The following is a 24,607-nucleotide window of genomic DNA, read 5'->3' as shown; positions in this document are numbered from 1 at the left end:
ACCGCTGCCGGCGACCCACGTGACCGCGACGCCGGTTGCGATCGGCCGGGCGGCGGGCCGGTGGATCAGCCCGCTGCCGGCGATGCCGGCGGCGTGTGCGTGTGATGCCGGCGCCCCGGGCGACGCTGGGTTCCATACGAGGCGAGCCGCGTCGATCGGTCGACGAGCGCCCGCCGGACGAATGTGACGGACACCCACGGGGAGCAACCCATGACATACGCGATCGAGACCGAGGGCTTGGTCAAGCGGTACGGCGACACCACCGCGTTGGCCGGGATCGATCTGCGGTCCGAGGCGGGCACCGTGCTGGGCCTGCTCGGCCCCAACGGCGCGGGCAAGACCACGATGGTGCGGGCGCTGGCCACGTTGATCAAGCCGGACGCGGGGATCGCCCGGGTCGGCGGGTTCGACACGGTGCGCCAGGCGCAGGACGTGCGCCGGCTGATCGGTCTGACCGGCCAGTACGCGTCGGTGGACGAGGAGATGACCGGGTTCGAGAACCTGCTGCTGCTCGGCCGACTGCTCGACCTGCCCCGTGCCGAGGCCAAGGCGCGGGCCCGCGAACTGCTCGCCCGGTTCGACCTGACCGAGGCGGGCGGGCGCAGCCCCGACACGTACTCGGGTGGTATGCGGCGGCGCCTCGACCTGGCCGCCTCGCTGGTCGGACGCCCGTCCTTCCTCTACCTGGACGAGCCGACCACCGGCCTGGACCCGCGCAGCCGCGGCGACGTGTGGCAGATGATCCGCGACCTGGTCCGCGACGAGGGCGTGACCGTGTTGCTGACCACGCAGTATCTGGACGAGGCCGATCATCTGGCGAACGACATCGTGGTGATCGACCACGGCCGGGTGATCGCGAACGGCACCTCCGACGAGCTCAAGGCGCAGATCGGCGGCCGGAGCCTGGAGGTGCGGCCGGTCGACCCGACCCGACTGCCCGACGTGGTCGAGCTGTTGCGCGAGATCGCCGGCCGGGAGCCGTTCGTGGAAGACGAGCGCGGTCAGGCCACCGTCGCGGTGAGCGACGAGGACGTGCTGCCGGTGGTGGTCCGTCGGCTCGACGAGGCGGGCATCCGGGTCAACGAGTTCACCCTGCAACTGCCCAGTCTGGACGAGGTGTTCCTGACCATCACCGGGCACCGCAGCCAGGAATCGGCCGAGCGGGACGACGGCGCGGACCCGAAGAGGAAGGCCGCGTGAACCGACTTCCGGACCGTTACGGCACACGTGTGATGCCGATGCTCGCCCTGCTCCTCACGATCGTCTCCCACCTGGCCCTCATCCCTGGAGCCTCCCGATGACCACGACCACCGTCCGCCCGGCCGACCCGAGCGCCACCCCACCCCCCGCGCACAAGCCCGCGGCACACCGCAACGACCCGAGCGCCGTGGTGCGGCACACGCTCACCCTCACCTGGCGCAGCCTGGTAAAGCTGAAGAAGCAGAGCGAGCAGCTGATCGACCTGACGCTGCAGCCGATCCTGTTCATCGTGATGTTCGTGTACCTGTTCGGCGGCGCGATCGAGGGCAGCACGCACGACTATCTGCAGTTCGTGCTGCCCGGCATCATGGTGCAGACCGTGGTGTTCGCGTCGGTGGGCACCGGTGTCGGGCTGTGCACGGACATGTCCACGGGCGTGTTCGACCGTTTCCGCAGCCTGCCGATATCGCGCCTCGCGCCGCTCGCGGGCACCGTGCTCGGCGACGTGTTGCGCTTCCTGGTCGCCATCACGTCGGTGTTCGTGTTCGGCACCATCATCGGTTTCCGGTTCCACACCAATGTGCTCGCGGTGGCCGCCGCGGTCGGTCTGGTCCTGATCTTCGCGTTCGCGTTCTGCTGGGTCGTGGCACTGCTCGGGGTGAGCATGAAGCAGCCGCGCACCGTGCAGGGCGTCTCGTTCCTGATGATGTTTCCGCTGACCTTCGGCTCGAACCTGTTCGCCAAGACCTCGACCATGCCGGGCTGGTTGCAGGCGTGGGTGAAGGTCAACCCGGTCACCGCGGTCACCAACGCCTCGCGCGGGCTGTTGACCGGGGGCCCGGTGGCGCACCACGCGATGGTGGCGCTGCTGTGGGCGCTGGGTCTGATGCTGGTGTTCATTCCGCTGACGGTGCGTCAGTACAACCGTCGGGCCTGACCCTCCGCTCCTGCGTCGACCACCCGTCGCCCGACACCCACAGCGGTGGCGGCGCGACGGGCATGTCGGCCGCGAGCAGGGCGACCACCTCCTCGCGGGTCATCGCCGTGCCGATCGCCCGGGCCCGGTCGAACTCCTCGACGCTCAGCCGCTCCAGGACGCGCCCGGCCACCCGGTCCGCGTCGACGTCGCCCAGATCGGGATGGCCGCGCACCACCTGTGCCCCGCCGAGCAGGGTCGCGGCCTGCTCCGGCTCGCCGGAGACCAGCGCCAGTGCGGCGAATCCCTCGATACAGCCCGCCAGGACCGGCATGTCCTGGCTCTCCAACGCGAACGGCAGCCCGGTGCGCAGGTCGGCGCGCGCCGCCGCCGCGTCGCCGCGCGCACACGCCACGTGCGCCCGGCCGACGTACAGGCTGCAGATGAACTGCGGCGGCAACTGCGGCAGTCGCGGCGTCGGCGGCAGCGCCGCGAGCACCTGGTCGTAGCGCTGTCCCGCCTCGTCGAAGTCGCCGACGAAGCGCGCGAGTTCGGCCAGGCCCAGGGTGGTGCCCAGACCGGTGGTGAGCGAGGTGCCGGGCGCGCCGGGGCGGCGCGAGATGTCCTCCATCACCTGCCGGGCGAGGGCGATGTCGCCGGCCCGGGCGTGGATCATCCCGCGCCGCACCATCAGTTGCGGGATCTCGTCCTCGGCCTGGAGCGCGCCCAGCAGACCCAGCGCCTCGTCCACGGCGGCCAGCGCCTCGTCGTAGTCCGCCGTGTACATCAACAGTTCGGCCAGTCCCGAGATCGCCGAGGCCCGGCCCCAGCAGTCTCCGATCGCCGCGAACCGATCCCGGGCGTCGGTCAGGAAGGTCACCGCCTCCTTGGGGCTGCCCAGGTTGACCGCGAAGTGTCCGCGCATGAGCCGGGCCATGGCCTGGACCCACGGATCGTCGATGTCGTCCGCGTCCTGCAACGCAGCCCGCAGAGCCGCCTGGTCGGTGCGGATGATGGACGCCAACAACTCCATGAACACCGGCAGTTCGGGCACCTCGCCGGGGTCGAGCCGACGGCTGATCAGCCGGGCCCGGGCGTAGGAGCGCAGCGCGGTGCCCCGCTCTCCCGCGGAGAACGAGTGCAGCGCGTGGAAGGCGAGCGCGGTGGCCCGGCGGGCCTGCGGCACGGGGCCGGGCAGGGCGAGCGCCTCGTGGCCCCAGGAATACGCCTCGGCGTGGGTGCCGCGCATCGCCCAGTACCAGGAGAGCGCGTCGACCAATCGGGTGGCCAGCCCGGCGTCGGCGTGGTCGACGGCGTAGCGCAGCAGGAGGGCGAGGTTGTCGTGCTCGGCGGTGATCCGGCCGATCGCCTCGATCTGTTCCGGGCCGCGCAGCCGGGCGCCGGCGGCCTCGGCGTAATCGATGAACCAGCGCGCGTGCCGCGCGGAGGTCGCCTCGGCCTCGCCCGCCTCGGCCGATTTCTCGCTCGCGTACGCCTGGATGGTCTCCAGGAGCCGGTAGCGGGTCTCGGTGCTGCCCATCACATCCACCAGCGACTTGTCCACCAGTCCGGCGAGCAGGTCGAGCACGTCGGCCGGGTCGAAGTCGTCGCCGGGCAACACCGCCTCGGCGGCCTCCAGGGTGGTGCCGCCGGCGAACACCGACAACCGGCGCAGCGCGGTGCGTTCGCGCTCCTCCAGCAGGTCCCAACTCCACTCGACCACCGCACGCAGCGTCTGGTGGCGGGGCAGCGCGGTACGGCTGCCGCCGGTGAGCAGCCGGAAGCGGTCGTCGAGGCGGTGGGCGATCTGCGCGGGGGTGAGCGAGCGGGTGCGGGCGGCGGCCAGTTCGATGGCCAGCGGCTGGCCGTCGAGCCGGCGGCAGATCTCGCCGACCGCGCCGATCGTGTCGGCGTCGACGGCCAGGCCCGGCCGCACCGCGCGGGCCCGGTCGGCGAACAGCCGCACCGAGGCGTAGCCCAGCGCGTCCGCGGCGTCGACACCGACCGGCGGCAGGGCCAGCGGGCCCAGCGGGTACAACATCTCGCCGTCGATGCCCAACGGCTCGCGGCTGGTGGTGAGGATGCGCAGCGACGGCGCGCGGGCGAGCAGTCGACCGGCGAAGCTCGCGGCGGCGGCGATCAGGTGCTCGCAGTTGTCCAGGATCAGCAGGCTGGGCGGGCCGGTGAACGCGTCGACGATCCGGTCGATCAGGTCGCGCGCACCGGCCAGATGCGGATCGAGCAGGCCCACCTCGCGACGGCCCAGCGCCCCGAGGACGGCCTGCGGTACGTCCAACGGGTCGAGTACGGGGGCGAGTTCGACGAACCAGATGCCGCCGTCCACGCCCACGCCGCGGGTCGCGATCCGGCTGCCGGCCTCGGTGCTCAGTCGGGTCTTGCCCGCGCCGCCGGGGCCGACGACGGTGACCAGGCGCGATTGGCCGAGGAGCCGGTCGACCCGGTCCACCTCGTCCTCGCGGCCGACGAAGGTGGTCAGCCGGGCGGGCAGATTGCCCGGGGCCGGGCGGGCGACGGCCGGCGGGGCGGGCGCGGGCGACGCGAAGGCGGCGACGGGCGCGGGCACCGGCGCGGGCCGCGAGTCGCCGCCGCGCAGCACGGCCAGGTAGGCGGCCTCCAGGTCGGGCGAGGGGTCGATGCCCAACTCGTCCGCCAGCCGCTCGCGCAGGTCCTGATACAGCGTCAGCGCGTCCGCCCGGCGGCCCTCCTCGTGCAGCGTGCGGATCAGCAGGCCGTACAGCCGCTCACGCAGCGGATGCTCGCGGGTGAGCTGCTCCAATTCGGCGGCCAGCCCCTGGCTGCGGCCCAGGATCAGCTGCGCCTGGACCCGGTCCTCGATCGCGCCCAACCGCTGCTCGGTCAGCCGCGCCGCGGGTCCCGACGCGAAGCTCGCGTCGGCGGCGTCGACCAGGGCCGGGCCGCGCCACATCGCGAGCGCGCGCGTGAGCGTCTCGGCCGCGCCGGCGGGGTCGCGCCCGTCGAGTTGCCGGCGTCCGCGCACCGCCGACTCGGCGAACACGTGCGCGTCCAGGTCGTCGGGGCGGATGTCGAGCCGATAGCCGGCCGGCCCCGATTCGAGCCCGACGGGCAGTTGCCGGCGCAGTCGGGAGATCAGCGACTGCAACGCGTTTCCCGCGCCGGACGGGGGGTCCTCACCCCACACGGCCGTGATCAACCGGTCGGCGGAGACCGGTCTGCCGGGGTCGAGGGACAGGCGGATCAGCAGCGCGCGCAGGCGCGCGCCGCCGATCGTCACGGATCGACCGTCGTCGTCCCACGCCTGGAGCGGGCCAAGCACCGAGATGTACACCCCACCACTCTTCCACCCCGACGGGTCGCCCGGGGGTGTCGGCCGGCGGCGCGCGGCGCGCGGTGGGGGTCGGCGACGGAGAGTTGCGCATTGGGGAGCGCCCCGGGGCACGGGAACCCGGGACGATCATCTGGAGAATTCACTCTTTCGTGGGATTAATTCCCACTCGTGGGAGTGAGCACCCCGAACAAATCAACCGTTCGGTATCGGATCGGGGCCGACTCAGGCGCCGACACGACCGATAAACGTTTGCCACGCACCGGATTCCAGTTCGAGCACCGGACCGGCGGCAACTTTCGAGTCGCGCACCAGGACGGCGTCGGTGTCGGGGGCCGTCTCGACGCAATTGCTGGTGGCCCCGCTGTAGGTGCTGCGCCGCCAGGCGTGGCCGACAGCAGCCTCGTGACCTGCGACTTTCCCGCCGGAGTGGGAATCGATCGCAGCATCTTGGGAAACGGACGGGAAATGTGATCCCTGCTTTGTGTTGCTCAAGACAATTCCTTTGCTGTGAGCTCGATCATGGACAACGATTCACCGTACGACAGTGCGGCCGCGCGGATGTCCTCAAACATCCGCTCATAGACACTGACGTGTTCGGGCTCCTCGAGATAGAGGCTACTCGTATGCGTGTCGAGGACGACCACATCCAGATCGGAAAGTTCGGGGAATCCGATGATCGCGAATGAACCCTCGATCGCGGGGTGTGCGCCGGCGGCGAACGGAAGGATCTGCAACCGCACGTGCGGCCGGGCCGCGGCGGCCATCAAGTGCTCCAACTGGGCCCGCATCGTCTCCCGCCCGCCCACCACCGTGCGCAGCACCGACTCGGAGATCACCACGCTGAGCCGAAACGTCGCCTCGCCCTGCGCGCCGACCCGGTCGAGCACCGCCTGCCGCTCCTGACGCACCCGCACCAGCATGTCCACCTGTTCGGCCGGCATGTCGTCGCGGACCGCCGCGATCACCGCCCGCACGTAGTCGGGCGTCTGCAACAGGCCCGGAATGAGCGAGAGTTCGAATCCGCGCATGCCCGACGACTCGGCCTCCAGGCTGAGCAGTTCGGCGTAGGAGCTGGGCAGGATCGACGAATAGCTGTGCCACCAGCCGCGCTTCTTGGCCTCGCGGGCCAGGGTGAGCAGCGAATCCCGCTCCCGCTCGTCCGCGACCTCGTACAGGTCGAGGAGGATCCGCAGGTCCACCGGTCGTACTCCGCTGCGCCCCAACTCGATCCGACTGACCTTGGAATCCGAGCACTCCAGGCGTACGGCGACGTCCTCGAGGCTCAGGCCGCGCGCTTCGCGCAACCGGCGCAGCTCGGTCCCGAGCCTGCGCTGCCGAACGGTCGGATTGGGCGCCATGGCCACGCCGCACCTCCATGTACACGCTGTTGACGCACCGAACCGGAACGTCGGCGCGTCCGATCGGGGGACAGTGTGCCCTACTGGGCGCGGAAGTGTGGTTACTACCGGAATCTTCCCGTGCATCCAAGAGTGGGAGTTGCACACTCATTGTCGACCGGGCACGCTCCACACCGGCCATGACTTACTGTTGTCCACGGGTCGCTCTGGGTGCATGTTTCCGGATCGTGCGACCCCCTGCCGCACGTCCGGAGGTCGACATGCCGGTGATGGCGGAGGACGTCCGTCACTATTGCGTCCAACTGGCCGCCTCGGCACCGGCGGTGGGCCGTGCCCGCCGGACCACCGGCAAGGTCCTGCACGACTGGGGCCTGGCCGAATTGGTCGACGTGGCAGAGGTGTTGCTGACCGAACTGCTGACCAACGTGCTCGTGCACGTCGGGCCCGGCGCCTGGCACGCGCTCACCCTGCTGCACGACGGCGACCTGCTGCGGGTGGAGGTGCGCGACTCGTCGCCGCGCATGCCGATCGCCCGGGTCGGCGACTGGGACGAGGAATCGGGCCGAGGGCTGCGGATGATCGACGGTCTGGCGCACGCGTGGGGCGCCGACCGGCTCCCCCCGGGGAAGGTGGTGTGGTTCACCCTGCCCGACGCACCGTAGGGCGGATCCGGGCCGCGAACCGGCCCCGGCCCGCTCAGGGGGCGGTCGATCCGGCGACCGCGAGCAGGCACTCCTCGGCGAAGGTCAACACCCGCAGGTGATAGGCGCGCGCGGCGTGGTGAAGGCTGATGTTGTGCCCCACGCCGCGCTGGATGTGCGTCTCCACCGTGCGCGCCCGGCGCAGCGACTCCCGTGCCAGGGAGGGTACTTCGGGTCCGGACGGGTGGGACCGCTCGAACTCGGCGACGGTCCAGTGCACCGCCGGCGTCACCCTCGCGAGTACGTCGGGCAGCGTTTTCGGGCTCTCCCGCACATCCACGAACTCGGCCATCGGCACCGGCGCCACCACCCGGCCCGCCCGGGTCAGCAACGCGGGATCGTAGGACCCCGGTGGCCCGAAGAAGGCGTCCGGGGCGGCGCCGCCGGTCGAGGGGACGAAGTCGCCGTCCGTGGGGACGGCGGCGAACTCGGCGAGCCGGGCCGGGGTGTACCGCAGCGGCACGCCCGCGACGGCCAGGCCGAGCAGATCGCGGCCACGCTTGTCGGCGCCCATGCGCAGCGCCAGGACCGCGCCCATCGAGTGCGCGACGACGAACACGGGCGGGCGCGCCGGCTCGGCGGGCCCGGCGGCGGCCGACGGGTCGGGGTCGCCGTCGGGGATCGGGGCCTGCCCGGGATCCGGCGTCGCGTCGAGCGCCCCCGTCGTCAACCCCTCGACGAGGGCGAACAGGGCGTCCGCCTGCGCGTCGAGTCCCTGGCGGGCCCGGTCCAGGCCCGCGGACGCGCCGTACCCGGGGCGGTCGATCGCCAGCACGGTCCAGCCGAGCGCCGCGCCGAGCAGCAGGAGCGAGCCGTCGGGGGCGGCGTCGCGATGCCAGTAGGCGGCGCGGGAGCCGCCGCCGTGGATCGCCAGGAGCAGCCCGCGCGGGCGGACGCCGGCCTCGGGTCGGGCGAGCAGACCCGACAGGGTCGTACCCGCGATGTCATAGCCAACGTTCTCGACCCGGCCGGGCATGGTGCTGACCTCCACGTGCGGTTGCCCCCCGATGACACCACATCGCCGCGCCGGACATTGACGGGGTATCACCCCCGACCAACAATGTAACGGTGTAACAGAGACGAGGTCGGAGCACGGACGCCCACCCGTCGCGGACATTCACCCCTACGGGACAACGGAGTCACCCCTTGAAACACCGGGACGTGGTCGCCACCGGGCGGCGCATCATCGAGCACATCACCCACCGCACGCTCGACCTGGGCGCGGCCCCCGTCGTCCTGGACGGCTCGGCCTTCACCGATCCGGTCCGGCACGCCCGCGAGCGCGAGGTGTTGTTCCGACGCACGCCGCAGGTGATCGGGTGGGCGGGCGAGGTGGCCGAGCCGGGCGACTTCATCGCGCGCGACGTGGACGGCGTGCCCGTCCTGGTCACCCGCGACCGGGACGGCGAGCTGCACGCGTTCCTGGACGCGTGCACCCACCGGGGGATGCGGGTCAGCCGGGACACGCCCGAGCCGGAGGGGCTGTCCGGGACCGGTTGCGGCAGCGCGCGGCGATTCCGCTGCGGCTACCACGGGTGGACGTTCGGCAACGGCGGCGAGCTCACCGGCCTGCCCTCGCGCCCGCAGTTCCCCGGCATCGACCCGAAGGAGTTCGGTCTGCGCCGGCTTCCGGTCGCGCTGTCCGCGGGCCTGGTCGTGGTCGGCCTGCGGCCGGAGGTCGACGTGGCCGGCGCGCTGGACGAACTCGCCGACGCCTACGCCGGTTTCCCCTACGACCGGACCCGGGCGGTGGTGAGCGAGCGGTTCGAACTCGACTGCAACTGGAAGCTCACCGTCGACGTCAACGTCGAGGCCTACCACGTTCCGTTCCTGCACACCGCGACGATCGACGGCATCGTGCTCAACCACGGCATCGTCGACACGTGGGGACCGCACACCCGCTTCGCGGTGCCGATCGTCGGCTTCGAGCGGCTGGCCGAGGTGCCCGAGGAGTCCTGGCCCGCCCGGTTGCCGATGGTCAACGTCCAGACCGTGCTGCCCTCGACCGTGCTGATCGAGAGCCCGCTGAGCACCACGATGTTGCGGATCTACCCGGGCGATCGGCCGAACCGCTCGGTCGTGCACATGACCGAGGGCACGTGGGAACCGCTCGGCGAGCGGAGCATCGCCGGCGCCAAAGCCAACCACGAGACCAACAAGCGGGTGCTGGTCACCGAGGACTTCCCGGGGGCCGAGTCCTGCCAGCGCGGGTTCGACGGGGGGCTGCCGACGATGGTCGTGGGCATGGGCGAGTCGGCGGTGGCGCACTGGCACCGGGTGTGGGACGACGCGCTCGCCACGGCCGGGGACTGACGGCTCGGGACGGGGCGAGGGCCGGAGCGCCGGGCGGGGCGGCGGGCGGGGCGGGGGGCGGAGCGCCGGGCGCGGCACCGGGCGGGGCGGGCGGACGGGACGGCGGGCGGGACTCCGGGGACCGTCGGGTTATGATCGTCCCGCTCGCGAAACGCTGTGCGGTTCGCGAAGGAGGCGCCTTTGGCCGGGCGCCTCCTTTTCTTTGCCCGAATCCCGCTCCGTCCCGCGCCCGCGCGGCGGGTCTGCGCGGCGCGGGCGCGCGAACCGTTTCCGGATCGTTTTTCCCCGCTCTACCCGTGTCGTGCCGCAGGTCCTACTCTGCTCTCCAGCAAGCACGTCGACGGGTCCCGAAGGGGCGTGGGCGATGCCCGGGGTGCGCACGCTCGAAGAAGTGCTCGACCACGACGGCCCCCTCGCCGAGGGGCCGTTACGCGAGGTCGCGGCGGGTATCGCCGACGCGTTGGCCCGGGTGCACGCGATCGGTCTCGTGCACGGCCGGCTCGGTGCGGACCAGGTCCTGCTCACCCCTCACGGCCCGCGCGTGACCGGGTTCGCCGGCCGCGCCGACACCGACGACGGCGGCGATCCGTCGGAGGACGTGTACGCCTTCGGCACGCTGATCACCCTGGCCGGGGGCGGGGCGTCCTGCGGCGAACTCGGCCCGCTGCTGCGCCGCTGCCTCGACCCCGATCCCGGGCGGCGCCCGACGGCGGTCGACGTGGACCGGGTGCTCACCCCGAGGCCGGCCGTGCTGACGCTGCCCGCGGGGGTGGTGGACGACAGCGCCGACGTACCGCAGGAGGCACGCGCGCAGGATCCGCCGACCGGGCGCGGGCTGACCCGTCGGCGCCTGCTCGTCGGGGGCGGGTTCGCGCTCACCGCGGCCACCGTGACCTCCGCCGGCGTCGCCTTCGCGCGCTACGCCGGGGACGGTCGCTCGCGTCCCAGGGTCCGGTGGCGGCGCTCGGTGGAGGGTCGGGTGACCACCCTTCAGGTCTTCGACAACGTCGCCTACTGCACCACGACGGACAACGTGGTGATGGCCGTCGGCACCGAGACCGGGGTCGCGCTGTGGACGGCGCGGACCGAGTCGATGGTGTGGTCCCAGCCCGTGGTCTCCGGCACCGCGATGTTCCTGGCCTGCGTGGCCGGACAGGTCTCCGCGCTCGATCCGGGCACCGGCGAGCGGCTGTGGCAGCAGCACGCGGGCGACCGGATCCTCGGCGCGCCGGTGCTGTACGGCTCGTCCCTGGTGGTCGGCACCCGGGACGACCGGGTGGTGGGCATCGACATGACCCAGGGCGCGCAGAGTTGGCAGTGGAGCGAGGGGATGCCACACGGCGGGGTGATGCCGGCCGTCGCGGAGACCGGCGGCGACTTCCTGTACCTGACCTACAGCGACGGTACGGTCGGCGCGATCCGCGACGATCGCGGGAAGCCGAGGTGGTCGACCCGGCTCGACTCGCCGATCGCCCGCCCGGCGCGCGCGATGCGCGATCTGGTCTACGTGGTGTCGGGCTTCACGCTGGTGGCGCTGAGCGTGTCGACCGGCGAGGTGCGGTGGCGTTTCCAGGGCGCCCCGGACATGACCGTCCCGGTGGTGACCGAGAACCTCGTCTACACCACCGACGTCGGCGCGCTGTACGCGCTCGACGCCCGCACCGGCCGGGAGCGCTGGCGGCAGCCCACCGGCGCGCGGGTGCCCAGTCCGGTGGCCCTGGTGAACGGGACCGCCTATGCCGGCGGCACCGACGCGCTGTACGCGTTCGACCCGATCACCGGCGGGCGGCATTGGCGGCACGGGCTGCCGACCTACCTGACCGCCGCCCCGGCGGGGGTCGGCAAGGTGCTGCTCCTCGGTACGGCCGGGTCCGAACTGGTCGCGCTCGAAATCTGATCCGCCCGGGTCGCGGCGGCGAGCGCGGCGTGGGCGGCCGGCGCGTCGGCCGCGGTCACCGTGATCAGCCGGCCGCCCCCGGCCAACGCGCACACCGCGCGCCCGGGGGCGCTCGACGCCGGTTCGGCCGGTGCGGGCAGGGTCAGCCGGGCGGCCACCACGGTTCCGCCGGCGGTGCCGGCCGGTCCCCGCCACCCGGGCGGGGCGGCGGGGCCGTATCCGCTCTGCTGACGCAGCACCGGCCGCCCGGCCACCACCGCGTCCCAGCGCGAGAGCACGTCGCCGCAGGGTTCGCCGGCCCGGCCCAGGATCAGCGTCTCCCGGGCGAACAAACGCGCGCCCTCGGCGAGTTCGGCGTGCACGACGGTGTGGAACGCGGCCCGCGCGGCGACCACGACCGGCTCGGGCGACCAGTCGAGGACACCGCCGGCGGCGATCACCAGGTCGACCCGCTGCCGGGCCGGGGTGCCGTCGCCGATCAGCACCACCGCGGCGGCGGCGGTCCGGATCCGCAACCCGGCGCCCGGCCCCACCTCGACCCGCACCGCCAGGTCGTCGCCGCCGATCGGGCCGGCCGCGCCGCCGACGAGGACCACCTCGGGGATCGGCCCGGGCACGGCCACCTCGCGCGGCGCCAGTGGCACCTGTCCGCGCAGCCGGGTCACCACCGAGCGGCCGTGCCGCACCTCCGCGCGGATCAGGGCGCTCGCCCTCACCCGCCGACCGGGGCCGGGTACGTCGCGGGGGCGGGGACGCCCGCCCGCCAGGCGGCGATCCGGTCGAGCACCCACGCGGCGACCACATCCGCGTCCGGGGTCTCGCGCAGGGACAGGAAGACCACCGGGGTGCCGGGGCGCATCCGGGCCGCGTCCCGGTCCATCACCGCCAGGTCGGCGCCGATCTGCGGGGCGATGTCGGTCTTGTTGATCACCAGCAGATCGGAACGGCTCACTCCGGGGCCGCCCTTGCGCGGGACCTTGTCGCCGCCGGACACGTCGATGACGAACATCTGCACGTCGGCCAGTCCCCGGCTGAACGTCATGGTCAGGTTGTCCCCGCCGGATTCGATCAGCACCAGGTCCAGGTCCGGATGCGCCGCCTCCAGGTCCTCGACCGCGTCGAGGTTGCCGCTGATGTCGTCGCGCACCGCGGTGTGCGGACAACAGCCGGTCTGCACCGCGGCGATCCGGTCCGCCGCCAACACCCCGGCCGCGCGCAGGAAGTCGGCGTCCTCGGTGGTGTAGATGTCGTTGGTGACGACGGCGAGCGAGAAGCGCCCCGCGAGGACCCGGCACAGCGCGGCGACCAGCGCCGTCTTGCCGGATCCCACGGGACCGCCGACGCCGATCCGCAACGCGCGCGTACCGGGCGCCGCGGGCTCCGGGTGCGCCGACGGCCCGCCGTTGCCGGGTGTGTGGTCAAGATGCAAAGTGGACGACCTCCTCCTGGACGTGCAGTTCGTGGCAGACGTCCAGGCCCACGGCGGACCAGCAGGGCAGCCGGTCCCAGTCGCCGTCGGTGGACACGGTGCGGGCCGCGTCGGCGGCCTCCTCCGCCACCTGGTCGCAGTGCCCGGCCATCTCGGCGAGCACGACGGTGACCGAGATCGGGTCGAGGGAGAGCAGTTTCACCGCGGCGGAGGCGGGTCCGTTGACCACGTTGGTGGCGGCCAGCACGGCCGCCTCGCGCGCGTCCAGCCGGGCCCGGGTGGCCGCGGCGCCGAGCACGATCGCGTGGTGCGGGGAGACCCCGAGCGCGGTCCACGGCTCCGTGGGCCAGGCGGCCTTGACCACCCGGCGCAACGACCGGCCCTGCGCGCGCGAGGCGGCCCGGGCGGGCGCCGACGCGGTCCTGGCGTCGAGTTCGGCGTCGAGTTCGGCCCAGGGGCCGTGTTCGGGCAGCGTGTACGGGCCCGCGGTCAGCGCGGCGACGGCGGCGAAGGCCGCCTGTACCGCGCCGGTGGAGTAGAGCTTGCCGAGCAGGAACTCGGTGAGCGTGTCGAGGTCGTGCACCTCGCCGCGCAGGACCGCGTTCTCCAGACCGCCGGAGTGCGCGTAGCCGCCGGCGGGCAAGCGTGAGTCCCCGAGCAGGAGCAGTCCAGCACCCATGAGTACCACCTCTTACTGGTCGTAACGTGTCGATGTCGGTCCCGGCCGGTCACCGCAGTCACAGTTCTCTCCCCTGACGGTGAGTCAGCTTTCCCTGACCCTCCGTCAAGAAGCAAGCGTGCGCAATCAGAAAAGGAAATAACGTTGGGCCATCGGCAGGGTTCCGGCCGGCGCGGCGACCACCTTCTCGCCGTCCACCCGGACGGAGAACGTCTCGGGATCGACCTCGATGTGCGGCATGGCGTCATTGAGCGGCATGGCCGACTTGCCCCGACCCCGCACGTCGCCGGTGGGCACGAGTCGACGATCGAGGTTCAGCCGTCCCGCGAGCCCGTCCTCCAACGCCGCCGGCGCCACGAAGTGCACCGAGGTCGCCGCCGCGGTGCGCGCCGCCGCGCCGAACATCGGCCTGGGCAGCACGGGTTGCGGGGTCGGGATCGACGCGTTCGCGTCGCCCATCGCGGCCCACGCGATCGCCCCTCCCTTGACCACCAGATGCGGACGCACGCCGAAGAACCTCGGGTCCCACAACACCAGGTCGGCGAGCTTGCCGACGGCGACCGAGCCGACCTCGTCGTCGAGTCCGTGGGCGACCGCCGGGCAGATCGTGTACTTGGCCACATACCGACGGGCCCGCAGATTGTCCGCGGCCCCGTCGCCGGGCAGCGAACCGCGCCGGACCTTGTTCACGTGCGCGGTCTGCCAGGTGCGGAGCACGGTCTCGCCGACCCGGCCCATCGCCTGGCTGTCCGAGCCGATCATGGAGATGGCGCCGAGGTCGTGCAGCACGTCCTCGGCGGCGATGGTCGAGGGGCGGATCCGCGATTCGGCGAACGCCAGGTCCTCGGCGACGGCCGGATTCAGGTGGTGGCAGACCATCAGCATGTCGAGGTGTTCCTCGACCGTGTTGACGGTGTGCGGCCGGGTCGGATTGGTGGACGAGGGCAGGATGTTGGGCAGTCCGGCCACGGTGATGACGTCCGGCGCGTGGCCGCCGCCGGCGCCCTCGGTGTGGTAGGCGTGGATGGTGCGCCCGCGGATCGCGGCCAGCGTGCTCTCCACGAAGCCGGTCTCGTTGAGCGTGTCGCTGTGCAGCGCGACCTGGATGCCGGCCCGGTCCGCCACGCGCAGCGCGGCGTCGATCACGGCCGGGGTCGATCCCCAGTCCTCGTGCAGCTTGAGCCCGCCGGCGCCGGCCCGGATCTGCTCCCACAGGGCCTCCTCGGACACGGTGTTGCCCTTGCCCAGGAGCACGAAGTTGATCGGTACGCCGTCCAACGCCTCGAGCATGCGGGCCAGATGCCACGCGCCGGGCGTGACGGTGGTCGCCTTGGACCCCTCGGCAGGACCGGTCCCGCCGGCGACCATGGTGGTCACCCCGGCGGACAAGGCCTCGGGAAACTGCGTCGGCGAGATCAGATGCACATGGCAGTCCACGGCGCCGGCGGTCAGGATGCGCCCGTTGCCCGCGACGATCTCGGTCGACGGCCCGATCACCAGATCGGGATGCACCCCGTCCATCGTGTCGGGGTTGCCGGCCTTCCCGATGCCACACACGCGGCCGTCCCGGATGCCGACGTCGGCCTTGACGATGCCCCAGTGATCCAGGATCACCGCCCCGGTGATCACGGTGTCCGGAGCCCCCTCGGCCCGAGTCCGAAGCGACTGCCCCATCGACTCCCGAATCACCTTGCCCCCACCGAAGATCACCTCGTCCCCGGCAGCCCCGAGCGGCCGAGTCAAATCCTCGGTCACCTCCACCAAAAGCTCGGTATCGGCCAACCGAATCCGATCCCCGGTGGTCGGCCCGTACAGAAGCGCATACCGATGCCGATCGACGGTCGTCACCGAGAGCCCTCCTCGGGAACAACCACTCCCGAAGCCGCACCCGTCACCACTTCGCCGGGCACCTCGTCGAGAACCCCACCCCGCCCGCCCCGAAGCCCGGGCACCACCCGAGCCCCCGCGATCGGCACCAACTCCACCTCACGCCCGACCCCCGGCTCGAACCGCACCGCGGTCCCGGCCGGCACATGCAACCGATGCCCCCAGGCAGCGACCCGATCGAACTCCAACGCATCGTTGGCCGCCGGAAAATGCAGATGCGACCCCACCTGCACGGGCCGATCCCCGGCGTTCAACACCATCAACGTCACCACAGCCCGCCCGGGATTGAGCACAATCTCGCCCGAGCCCAACAAGACCTCACCAGGCACCACAGCAGCCAACGACCGCCGGGCCCTACCCCCACTCACGGAATCGGCCGATGCACGGTGACCAGCTTCGTCCCATCCGGAAAGGTAGCCTCCACCTGCACCTCGGCCACCAACTCCGGCACCCCGTCCATCACATCGTCCCGCCCAAGCACATGCCGCCCGGCCTCCTGAAGATCCGCCACAGACCGCCCATCCCGAGCCCCCTCCAGCAAAAACGAAGCCAACACAGCAGTAGCCTCGGGATGGTTCAGCCGCAGCCCACGCGCTCTACGCCGCTGCGCAAGCTCAGCCGCATACGACACCATCAACCGCTCCTGCTCATGCGGCGTCAACAACACGCGGCAACCTCCTCCAGGACCGCACCGACTCGTTGCCCAAGCCTGACCACCCCGTGTTTCCCACCGAAACGCTGCATGTTAACTAAGGGTATCCAAATTCTCACACTCAGGACAACGGATACCTACGCCATACAGTCGATATGCCTGTACTTATATACAGTTTGAGCATCATCCGGGCGGCGGTAGCGAGCCGGCTATAGACCGCCGACTTTTCGGGGCTCAACGAAGGATGACCATCCAAACAAAATCGGCAGTTTTCTCGTTGACCACATGAGGACCGAGAACGCAATTATGTTCAGGAGTCGCCACACTCAAGCCATCTCCGGGTGGCTATCCTTTCCTGCTCGGGTGTTCCCAGCCAACCCGCTTGCCAGTCGGCGAGTTCTCGAAGACCTGCGAGATCCCGGAATCCATTGACCAGAACAGTGCCGATCGAGGACTCCCCTGTCACGCCACAGACGATAACATCTCCGGTCAATGAAAGCATAGCAAATTCCGGTGCGCCGAAATCGTTCCCGAGTGCAGCAGCCGAACCAGCACCCACGATATCCCAAACTTCGGCCAGCCTGACATGCGCCCACCACCAGGAATCCTCGCTGTCATGGATTTCGACGGCGACCAGGAATTCTCGATCGTCACCGAATAGTCCACCCTCACGAGAGAGATCGAACCAACCTTTGTTGGCCTTGCCGACAAAATCCGGGTCACCGCTGTCCACGATCGACCTCGGCCATTCCTCAGGCAAATACCCCGAGGCCAAAGTAGCGAGCGTCGGTGGAATGAGGGGCCTCTCCGAACTCACCAACCTCAGGAAGACAAGGCCACTGGAAGCAAGTCGTTCAACGTAATCCATTGATTCGGCCTTTCTGGAAAGCATCATGAAGATCCGCAGATACGCCGAAGAAGCAGCGCACGGCACCCATCGAGAGTACCGTGCACTGCTTCCGCTATGGTCTACAGCTACCACTTATAGAGCTGCGGTGAGTTGTAGTTGTGCTCACCATTTCCCTTCAGAGGAAAATGGGCGATCTGACCAGTTTGTTCATTGATCATAATTCTGATCTGGCTGCCCGGTTTACCATTCCAGTAGATCGGAGATCCTCTCCAAGGCCCCCAAAATGCTTCATCCCTGCCGCTGAGTCCGGTCCCTCGAAACCTGTCTACACCGCCGCTCGGAGTAGGACGCGGCGGCATGTTCGGATTCGCGGTCACCCTCCTCACCAGATCGTGGGTTTCCGGATGAACATCGTAGAAGGCTTTGTTCGCGGCGCTTCTATCCGAAATAGCCTTGTCCGAATAGTTCTCATCAGGAGTCCACTTGCTCTTGTTGTCCTCACCACAATTGTGAACAAGAACGGGAGTGGCGCCCGCGAGCACATAGTACGTGTGCAGGTTGGATACAGTGAGGTTGCGAACGCTCTGGGTTTGTGTCCACGACCTGACCGAAACAGCCTGCACCCAGACCCCAGCAGACGTCCGGAGCCAGGCACCAGGCACGATTCGATCCGCACGCGTCCATTCCTGAACTTCCGGCAGCCAGAACGGGTGACCGTCCGTCGCAATTATCTTTTCGGTTGCCGGCCCGGATTCCCCATCCGTATCGACAGTAATCTCTACGAGGTTTTTAGCCCCCTCGCCCTGGATCAGCGCGACGACCGTCTCTTGACCGCTGCGGCCCGACTCGGGATCATCCGCCAGGATCGAATCACCAAGCTGGATTTCTGCTATCGGCTTCACCGAACCGTCGGCCATCAAGACTCTGGTGGTCGGGACGAAGCTGTTCGTCGGGCATGAGGTCTCCTTAGCCGGCTTGTCTGCCGCCTTCTTGCCCTCGGTTGACTTCGATGCCTTGCCGTCACCGTCCGCGCTCTTGGCCTTGGTGCTGGATTCCTTGCCCTGCTTGGCCGCGGACGCCGCTGCCTCGTCGGCCTTCTTGGCCGCAGCCGCAGCAGCTTCCTCTTGAGCCTTCTTCGCTGCGGCGGCCTCCTCCTCCAGCTTTCTTGCTGCCGCTGCTGCTGCTTCCTGTTCTCGTTGCCATGCCGCCAGGTCCTCGGCGTACTTGGCCATTGCCTGCTGGTAGCGCTCGGCTCTCGCGATGATGTCGAGGGCGCGTTGGACTACGCCGGCCCACTTCTTCATCGCGTCGTAGGCGCGCTTCAGACCCTTGGCTATTCGCTTGGCCGCGCCGCCGCCGCCGAAGAAGGAGAAAGCGGCGTCTGCGGCAATGCCGGCGCAGGCCCAGCCGTCGCCGCTGACGCAGTCGCGGATGTCGTTGTAGCCGGATGCGTCCTTGAGGGCCGACATCGCGGCCTCCATCGCGACGTCGATCAGGCTGCGGCCCTTGGCCCAGTGCGCCCAGGCCAACTCGGCGTCCGAGAAGTCCTTGATCGGCATCACCGGCATGCTGATGGCCAGACCCGACGGGTCGCTGAACGTCACCGGGGAGTTGGCCGCGTACACGTACGCGTTCATCTGCTTCGGTTCGCTGTAGTCGACCACCGGGTCGACGGACAGGAACCGGCCTATCGCCGGGTCGTATTCACGCGCGCCGAGATGGACGAGCCCCGTGGACTCGTCGTTCGTCCCGCCTACGAAACCCTGGTTCCCGGGCCAGATCGACGGCTTGGTCCCGCGAACATCACCGAATGGAGTGAACTTTCGACGCGTCACCTCCTGGGTGTCCGCGTCCACCGCCGTGTTCGCGGTGCCGTTCTGGTCGGCCATCAGGTACGAACGTTTGGTCTGGCCGTTCTCGACCGTCTTGACCAGCGTCGGGCCCGCCGGGTGCGCGTAGTAGCGCGTGCCCTTGACGATGTTGCCCGCCGGGTCGAGTTGGACCTCGGTTCCCGGGAGATACAACGTGGTGCCCGACGGGTCCCGCTTGATCAGCCGTTCGCCGCCCGCGTCGTACAGGAACGACGTGACCTTGGTGCCCTCGGTGACCTTCGCGACATGCCCCTCGGCATCCCACTCCAGGTTCTGCGTATCCCCCTGGACCGTCCGCGTCGCCGTGTTGCCCGCCGCGTCGTAGGAATACGACTCGGTCCGGCTTCCGCCCGGGCCCGCCGTGTCGACCTTCTTCAGGTAGTTCGCGCCCGCCGTGCCCGGAGTGCCGTACGTGTACGTCCGGTTGACGTCCTGGCCCGCCACACCCGCCGGGTCGTGCTTCGTCTCCGTCTTGCGGTTGCCCGCGGCGTCGAAGCTGTAGGACGACCAGTACGAATCCGGTCCGCCCACATTCGGCCGGCCGCCGCTCGGACCGACCTGGCCCGGCTTCGCGGCGCAGTCGTCCGTGGCCGACCACGCTTCCGTCATCCGGCGCATGTAGTCGTACACGAAGCACTGGGTGTCCGTCGTCGACGGCGTCGGGTTCGACCCGAACGCGTCCGTGATCTTGGTGATGTTGCCGACCGTGTCGTACTCGGTTCGCGCGTCGTTGATCCGCGACGGCGAGGTCTCCCGGTCGTTCACCGTGCGCGTCGGTCGCCGCGTCTGCTCGTCGTACTCGTACGTCGACCAGACCTGCTTCGGCGCCGGTCCGGCATGCGTGCGCAGTACGTCGCCCAGCGGCGAGTAGTCCACCCGGTCGACGAACGTGTCCCCGTTGATGCCCATCACGGTGGGCAGTTCGTACCGGTTGTAGGACATCGTGATGTCCTCGATCGGCAGACCCGCCACCGCCGGGAACGTGCTGGTCTCGGGCAGACCGTTGGTCTCGGAGTAGGTGCTGGAGAAGGTGTACGTCTTCGCCAACTTGCCCTCGGAGGGCGGGATGGTGATCTTCGTACCCTTCGGGCGGTACTCCGTGTCGTAGCCCGTGACCTCCTGCTTGTACGCGTTGCCGTTCACGAACCGCGTCGACGACACCGGCAGCCCGAGGGCGTTCGGCAGCGTGTCGAACACCGACTCGGTCAGCTTCGGGCCGGTGATCGAACCCTCGTGCGTGGCCTTGACCCGGCCGAGCACGTCGTACTCCGGCGCGATCGTCTTGCCCCGCGCGTCCGTCGTCGTCGCCAACCGGTCACCCGCGCCGTAGGTCATCGTCGACGTGCCCTTGTCCGGGTCCGTCACCTTGACCTGACGACCCCGCAGGTCGTACTCGAAGCCCCACGTGTTGCCGGCCTCGTCCACCACCGACGACAGTTGCCCGCGTCGGTTGTACGCGTAGCGCGTCGTATCGTGCGCGCCGCTGGGATCCGTGCCCTTGAAGAACTGCAACTCCGTCTTGCGGCCGACCGCGTCCAGGATCGCCTTCGTCGGCGTCTCTCCCGTCGGCGGGTCCACCGTGACGAAGTCGCCGCCGTACGTGGTCGTCGTGCGCGAGGTCTCGACCCCGAACTTGCGCGAGATCTGGACCGTCGGCTGACCCGTCGAGTTGTACTCGGTCATCGTCGACGCCGGGACCTTGGTGTCCAACGGCGCGAACATCGCCCCCTCGGGCGCGCCGTCGGCGTAGTAGCCGCCGTTCGACTTCCAGATCTGGCCCAGGCTGTTGTAGAAGGTGTCGGTCACCATCCGACCGCCGCCCAGCGCCTCCATCTGGGTTTGCCGGATGCGCAGACTGCCGTCGTAGATGTCGTAGCTGGTGCGGTAACTGCCGTCGTCCAACAGGTTCTTGTTGGTGATGACGACCGGCCCGTCACGACGCACCGTGTACGAGAACTCGGCGTCCGCCGACTTCTGATCGGGGTTGCGGTCCGGCGACCACGCCTTGACCAGACGACCCAGCGCGTCGTACCGCATCACGCTGCGCCGCTTGTTGGCGTCCTCCTGGACCAGCGTCGCGCCGCGTCCCGGGTCGGTCTCGACCGACTGCCGGTGGCCGAGCGGGTTCGTGATCGTGGTCTTGGTCGGGATCTGCCCGGCGGCCGGGAAGTACTCGGTCGAGTTGACCGCGCCCAACACGTCGGTCACCGACTTCGGCCGGCCGTACGCGTCGAACGTCGCCGTGCCGTCCAGCACATACACCGGCTGTCCACCCACGTAGTCCGAAAGGGACTCCGTGCGCTCCAGGTTGCCGACCCCGTCGTAGAACATCCTCGCGTCGGAAGTGACATCCTCCGGCCGCTGTACGTTCTGCGCGTCACACGCCTTCGCGACCGACTCGATCCGCGACTGGCGGTCGATCATCCACTTCGCCTCGTCCGGGGCGTACCAGTACCGCGTGCACGAGTCGTCGTTCGCATCCGCGATGTCGCCGAGCGACGACGTCGTCTCGATGAACCCCCGCGCGTTGAACGTGCTTTCCGTCGCCGTACGGCGCCAGCCCCGCCCGTCGGTGAGCAACACCCGCGAGGCGGTCTTCGTCGTCTGCTGCACGAACGCCTGCAACGGCGGTGTCTCGTTGGCCCGCACGCGCGTCGCGGTCGGACCCGACAACCACGGCGTATACGTCGTGGCCGCCTGGAGCGCGCCGCCCTCGCCGTCGTAGACCAGCACCTCGCGCGTCTGGCCCGCGAAGAGCTTGTGGTCGGCGATCTCGCCGTTCTCGGAGTCCTTGACCTTCACGGTCCGCCGCGTGTTCGACGTCGGCGACGCCCGATCACCGTCCAGACCGCGGAAGAACAACGTCTCGGTCTGCGTGCGCCGATCCGGGGCCTGCCCGATCAGCGTGCGCACGCGCTCGTAGCCGCGCCACTGCGACCACGTGCGCGTCTTCGGCTCGGTGAGCTCGTTCTCCTCGTCGTACGCCCACGCCGGAGTGCCGAGGTAGTCGTACGAGGTCACCCGGGTCGGCGTACCGGCGATCGCGTCCTGCTCCTGGACCCGCTCCACCACGTGCTTGTGGAAGTAGTCCGTGACGTAGAGCTTGCGCTTGTGGTCCGGGTCGGTCGGGTCCGGGATCTCCTGGATCACCGGATAGCACCGCAGCGCGTTCGACTCCGCCGCCGTCGGCAGCTTCACCGGGTCGACCGCCGAGCACTCGGTGTCCTTGAACTTCACCGAGACGATCGAACCGGTCTCGGTGTCGATGTTCTCGATCCGGTACCGCAGATACGGCGGCAGCGCGTCGCCGTCCTTGTCCACCCGGTTCGGCATCTGCTTGCCGCGGAAGGTGACCGGCGGCAGCGTGATCGGCGTACCGTTCTTCCCGGTGCGCTGGATCGACGCGAGCCACAGCGGGTAGTCGGTGCCGTCGCCCGTCATCGGGAAGTCCTGGGTCAGCGCCCAGGTGTCGACCGGCTGGTAGGCGGCGCCCGTCCAGACCTTGGTGTTGATCTCGGTCAGCCGCTTGCGGGTGAAGAACGTCGGGGTGAACCGCGCCTTGCACTCCTCGTTCGCCGCGCACAGCTGGTCACCCGGGGTGTCCGGCCACATCTTGGCGATGTTCCAGTCGACTTCGGGGCCCAGCTTGTTCTCGGCGCAGTCGAACGTCGGCGAGGTCAGGCAGCGCTCGGCCACCGTGAAGTCCACCTGTGCCGGGGCGTTCGTGAAGAGGTTGTCGCCGCGCAGGCCGTACGAGACGTGGTCGAGCCAACCACCGCGGTCGTAGGCCCGGTTGGTCGAACCACCGGCGAACTTGAAGTTCGCGCCGTAGTGGTTGACCTCCTTGTTGTACCAATAGGTCATCGCGTTGCCGCGCGGATCCACGACGTAGTCGAGGTTCCAGCGCCAGGCCCGGTCGCAGGCCGAGTCGGCGAAGTCCGGCTGGTAGCAGGGCTCACCGGGCTGGTTGTTGTAGATCGGGACCAGCCAGGCCGAGTTGGTGACGGGCTTGCCGCTCTGCCACCCCGGCAGCTTGTTGAGGCCGAAATAGAACTGCACACCCTGCGGGTTCGTCACCCGCCAGTGCACGCCCTCCTTGTCCCCGTTGAGGTCCTGGGCGCCGGTGATCAGCTCGATCCGCGAGCCGTCGTCCTTCGCGGGCCGCCAGGCGCCGGACGCGTCGTCGCGAACCAGCGGCGTCGATCCGCCGTTGAGCGACATCGTCATCATCGGCGCGCCGTGGCACAGGTCGCCGGTGTCGTCCTTGGGGTTGTTGAACCCGGACCCGTCCTTCTTGTCCTGGCTGCACGGCACCCAGGCGCGCTCGATGTAGTTCGAGCCGAGGTCCCAGCCGTCGCCGACCCACGAACTCTGCTGCAACGAGGCCGAGGTACGGCCGTCGATGCTCGCCGAGGAGTAGCCGAGCGCGAGCGAGGGGGCGGGGCCGCCGAGCGAGCCGGGCAACTCCAGCGGGTACGACCACGAGAAGTCACCCGCGGCGCCACCGGCCTGCCACGACCCGGACGCGCTCAGCGACGTGGCCTTGTAGGTCCCGTTCGGCCCACTCGCCGAGGGGGTGGCCGCGAGCAGCATGCCCTGCGCCGGCGCGCCGGCCGTCCGGGCCTGAAGGCCCGCCACGCCGGCGGCCGCGGGCTGCACCGTCGCGGTCAGCTTCCCCGTGCCGGAGTCGTTGCGCGTCTCGACCGGGGTGCGAGTCTGACACACGGGCAACTGCGGTGTGGTCACGGCACATTCGGGCATCGCGACGAACTGCAACCGGGAACCCCAGCCGCCGCCGTACGCGTTCTTGAACGCGCTGTAGTCGAGCTCGACGGACACCGGGGCCGTCTCGACGCCACCGTCGGTGCGCTTGACGCCCAGCACCAGCCCGTTGCCCACGCCGGCCTTCGTCGCGGTCGCCCGGTCGAGCAGGTCCACCTTGACCTTGACCGGCGGTGCGTCCACCGCCGTCTGCGCGGATCGACCCACCGCTCCGGGCACCGACGGCGAACCCACCCGGATCGGCAACGCGCCGGCCGGGACACCCGCGGGAGCGGCGGCCGACTTCGCGGCCGTCATGCCCTGTGCGCGCGGGACTTCCACCTCGGCCGAGCCGGGTGCGGGCCAGGCCACGCCGGGCGCGCCCCGCCAGGTCCTCAGCTGTGACTCCGCCGGCGGAGGATCGGTTCGCTTCGTCGACGCCCGCTCACCCGGCACCCGGGTCAACTGCTGCAACTCCGGCAACGAAGGCTTCGCGGTCGGCTCCGCGGCGGCCGGCATCACGGTCAGGCTCGACCCGACCAGTACCGCCGCCACCAGTGGCACCGGCCATCGCCACGGACGTTTGACCACCGTGCTCATCGCACGGGCTCTGCGTCTGCGCACAACCCCACCCAAGGATTCGGACGTGGGCCCCCCAAGATCCACGTCACCCAATGATGGCGGTGAAGCTAGCAGTCGCAGAACCGTTACGGCGACTTTATCGATTTTTATTCTCCGGCCGTCGATCCGGCATTCATAAACGAA

Annotated in this window: 17 protein-coding genes; 5 read left to right on the top strand and 12 right to left on the bottom strand. The window is 70.0% G+C overall.

The features are described from left to right. Positions 1 to 210: 210 nt before the first annotated feature. Positions 211 to 1,200: an ATP-binding cassette domain-containing protein gene (locus EMA17_RS25380; RefSeq protein ID WP_126639433.1), complete on the top strand. Its 990-nt coding sequence runs from the start codon at positions 211 to 213 to the stop codon at positions 1,198 to 1,200. A gap of 97 nt (positions 1,201 to 1,297) precedes the next feature. Then, positions 1,298 to 2,137 carry an ABC transporter permease gene (locus tag EMA17_RS25375; protein WP_126639432.1) on the top strand — a complete coding sequence of 280 codons (840 nt, stop codon included), beginning with the start codon at positions 1,298 to 1,300 and terminating at the stop codon, positions 2,135 to 2,137. Here EMA17_RS25375 and EMA17_RS25370 read toward each other — a convergent pair. The 3 genes from EMA17_RS25370 to EMA17_RS25360 all read right to left on the bottom strand — a co-directional run bounded on the left by EMA17_RS25370 (position 2,097) and on the right by EMA17_RS25360 (position 6,802). Beyond that, on the bottom strand, positions 2,097 to 5,390 hold the full coding sequence (locus EMA17_RS25370; RefSeq protein ID WP_218043021.1) for an AfsR/SARP family transcriptional regulator: 3,294 nt from the start codon (positions 5,388 to 5,390) through the stop codon (positions 2,097 to 2,099). The genes EMA17_RS25375 and EMA17_RS25370 overlap by 41 nt on opposite strands. Before the next feature lie 276 nt (positions 5,391 to 5,666). Further along, positions 5,667 to 5,936 carry a DUF397 domain-containing protein gene (locus EMA17_RS25365; RefSeq protein WP_246126885.1) on the bottom strand — a complete coding sequence of 90 codons (270 nt, stop codon included), beginning with the start codon at positions 5,934 to 5,936 and terminating at the stop codon, positions 5,667 to 5,669. Next, positions 5,933 to 6,802 carry a helix-turn-helix domain-containing protein gene (locus EMA17_RS25360; protein WP_078979138.1) on the bottom strand — a complete coding sequence of 290 codons (870 nt, stop codon included), beginning with the start codon at positions 6,800 to 6,802 and terminating at the stop codon, positions 5,933 to 5,935. Before EMA17_RS25360 ends, EMA17_RS25365 begins: the two co-directional genes overlap by 4 nt. Positions 6,803 to 7,062: 260 nt before the next feature. Between EMA17_RS25360 and EMA17_RS25355 the strand changes: the two genes are divergently transcribed. After that, positions 7,063 to 7,464, top strand: a complete 402-nt coding sequence (locus tag EMA17_RS25355; protein WP_126639430.1) for an ATP-binding protein — start codon at positions 7,063 to 7,065, stop codon at positions 7,462 to 7,464. Between the two features lie 34 nt (positions 7,465 to 7,498). Here the strand turns inward: EMA17_RS25355 and EMA17_RS25350 are convergent, their stop codons facing one another. Next, on the bottom strand, positions 7,499 to 8,494 hold the full coding sequence (locus tag EMA17_RS25350; protein ID WP_160161542.1) for an alpha/beta hydrolase: 996 nt from the start codon (positions 8,492 to 8,494) through the stop codon (positions 7,499 to 7,501). A gap of 155 nt (positions 8,495 to 8,649) precedes the next feature. Between EMA17_RS25350 and EMA17_RS25345 the strand changes: the two genes are divergently transcribed. Together EMA17_RS25345 and EMA17_RS25335 are read left to right on the top strand one after the other, a co-directional pair. Continuing rightward, on the top strand, positions 8,650 to 9,816 hold the full coding sequence (locus tag EMA17_RS25345; protein ID WP_126639428.1) for an aromatic ring-hydroxylating oxygenase subunit alpha: 1,167 nt from the start codon (positions 8,650 to 8,652) through the stop codon (positions 9,814 to 9,816). Between the two features lie 364 nt (positions 9,817 to 10,180). Next, entirely contained in the window at positions 10,181 to 11,713 is a 1,533-nt protein-coding gene (locus EMA17_RS25335) for an outer membrane protein assembly factor BamB family protein (RefSeq protein WP_126639427.1), read from the top strand. Here the strand turns inward: EMA17_RS25335 and EMA17_RS25330 are convergent. The 8 genes from EMA17_RS25330 to EMA17_RS25295 all read right to left on the bottom strand — a co-directional run bounded on the left by EMA17_RS25330 (position 11,629) and on the right by EMA17_RS25295 (position 24,442). Continuing rightward, a complete protein-coding gene (locus EMA17_RS25330; RefSeq protein WP_160161541.1) occupies positions 11,629 to 12,429 on the bottom strand; it encodes an urease accessory protein UreD in 801 nt (266 codons plus the stop codon). The two genes, EMA17_RS25335 and EMA17_RS25330, sit on opposite strands and share 85 nt — an antisense overlap. Beyond that, complete coding sequence (ureG, locus tag EMA17_RS25325; protein WP_126639425.1) at positions 12,426 to 13,142, bottom strand: urease accessory protein UreG; 717 nt, start codon at positions 13,140 to 13,142, stop codon at positions 12,426 to 12,428. Before ureG ends, EMA17_RS25330 begins: the two co-directional genes overlap by 4 nt. Continuing rightward, complete coding sequence (locus EMA17_RS25320) at positions 13,132 to 13,821, bottom strand: urease accessory protein UreF (protein WP_126639424.1); 690 nt, start codon at positions 13,819 to 13,821, stop codon at positions 13,132 to 13,134. The genes ureG and EMA17_RS25320 overlap by 11 nt, the downstream gene beginning before the upstream one ends. A 126-nt stretch (positions 13,822 to 13,947) precedes the next feature. Beyond that, positions 13,948 to 15,669 carry an urease subunit alpha gene (locus tag EMA17_RS25315; protein ID WP_126639423.1) on the bottom strand — a complete coding sequence of 574 codons (1,722 nt, stop codon included), beginning with the start codon at positions 15,667 to 15,669 and terminating at the stop codon, positions 13,948 to 13,950. Continuing rightward, positions 15,666 to 16,040 carry an urease subunit beta gene (locus EMA17_RS25310; RefSeq protein ID WP_126639615.1) on the bottom strand — a complete coding sequence of 125 codons (375 nt, stop codon included), beginning with the start codon at positions 16,038 to 16,040 and terminating at the stop codon, positions 15,666 to 15,668. The genes EMA17_RS25315 and EMA17_RS25310 overlap by 4 nt, the downstream gene beginning before the upstream one ends. Before the next feature lie 32 nt (positions 16,041 to 16,072). After that, positions 16,073 to 16,375 carry an urease subunit gamma gene (locus tag EMA17_RS25305; RefSeq protein ID WP_126639422.1) on the bottom strand — a complete coding sequence of 101 codons (303 nt, stop codon included), beginning with the start codon at positions 16,373 to 16,375 and terminating at the stop codon, positions 16,073 to 16,075. Between the two features lie 295 nt (positions 16,376 to 16,670). Further along, positions 16,671 to 17,255 carry a hypothetical protein gene (locus EMA17_RS25300; RefSeq protein ID WP_126639421.1) on the bottom strand — a complete coding sequence of 195 codons (585 nt, stop codon included), beginning with the start codon at positions 17,253 to 17,255 and terminating at the stop codon, positions 16,671 to 16,673. Positions 17,256 to 17,335: 80 nt separating this feature from the next. Then, positions 17,336 to 24,442, bottom strand: coding sequence for an RHS repeat-associated core domain-containing protein (locus tag EMA17_RS25295; RefSeq protein ID WP_126639420.1), 7,107 nt, complete (start codon positions 24,440 to 24,442; stop codon positions 17,336 to 17,338). Positions 24,443 to 24,607: the final 165 nt, after the last annotated feature.

The organism is Embleya hyalina (genome assembly GCF_003967355.1).
GTDB lineage: Bacteria > Actinomycetota > Actinomycetes > Streptomycetales > Streptomycetaceae > Embleya > Embleya hyalina.
Note: the sequence above shows the minus strand (reverse complement) of the source record. Positions and strands in the feature narration are given on the sequence as shown.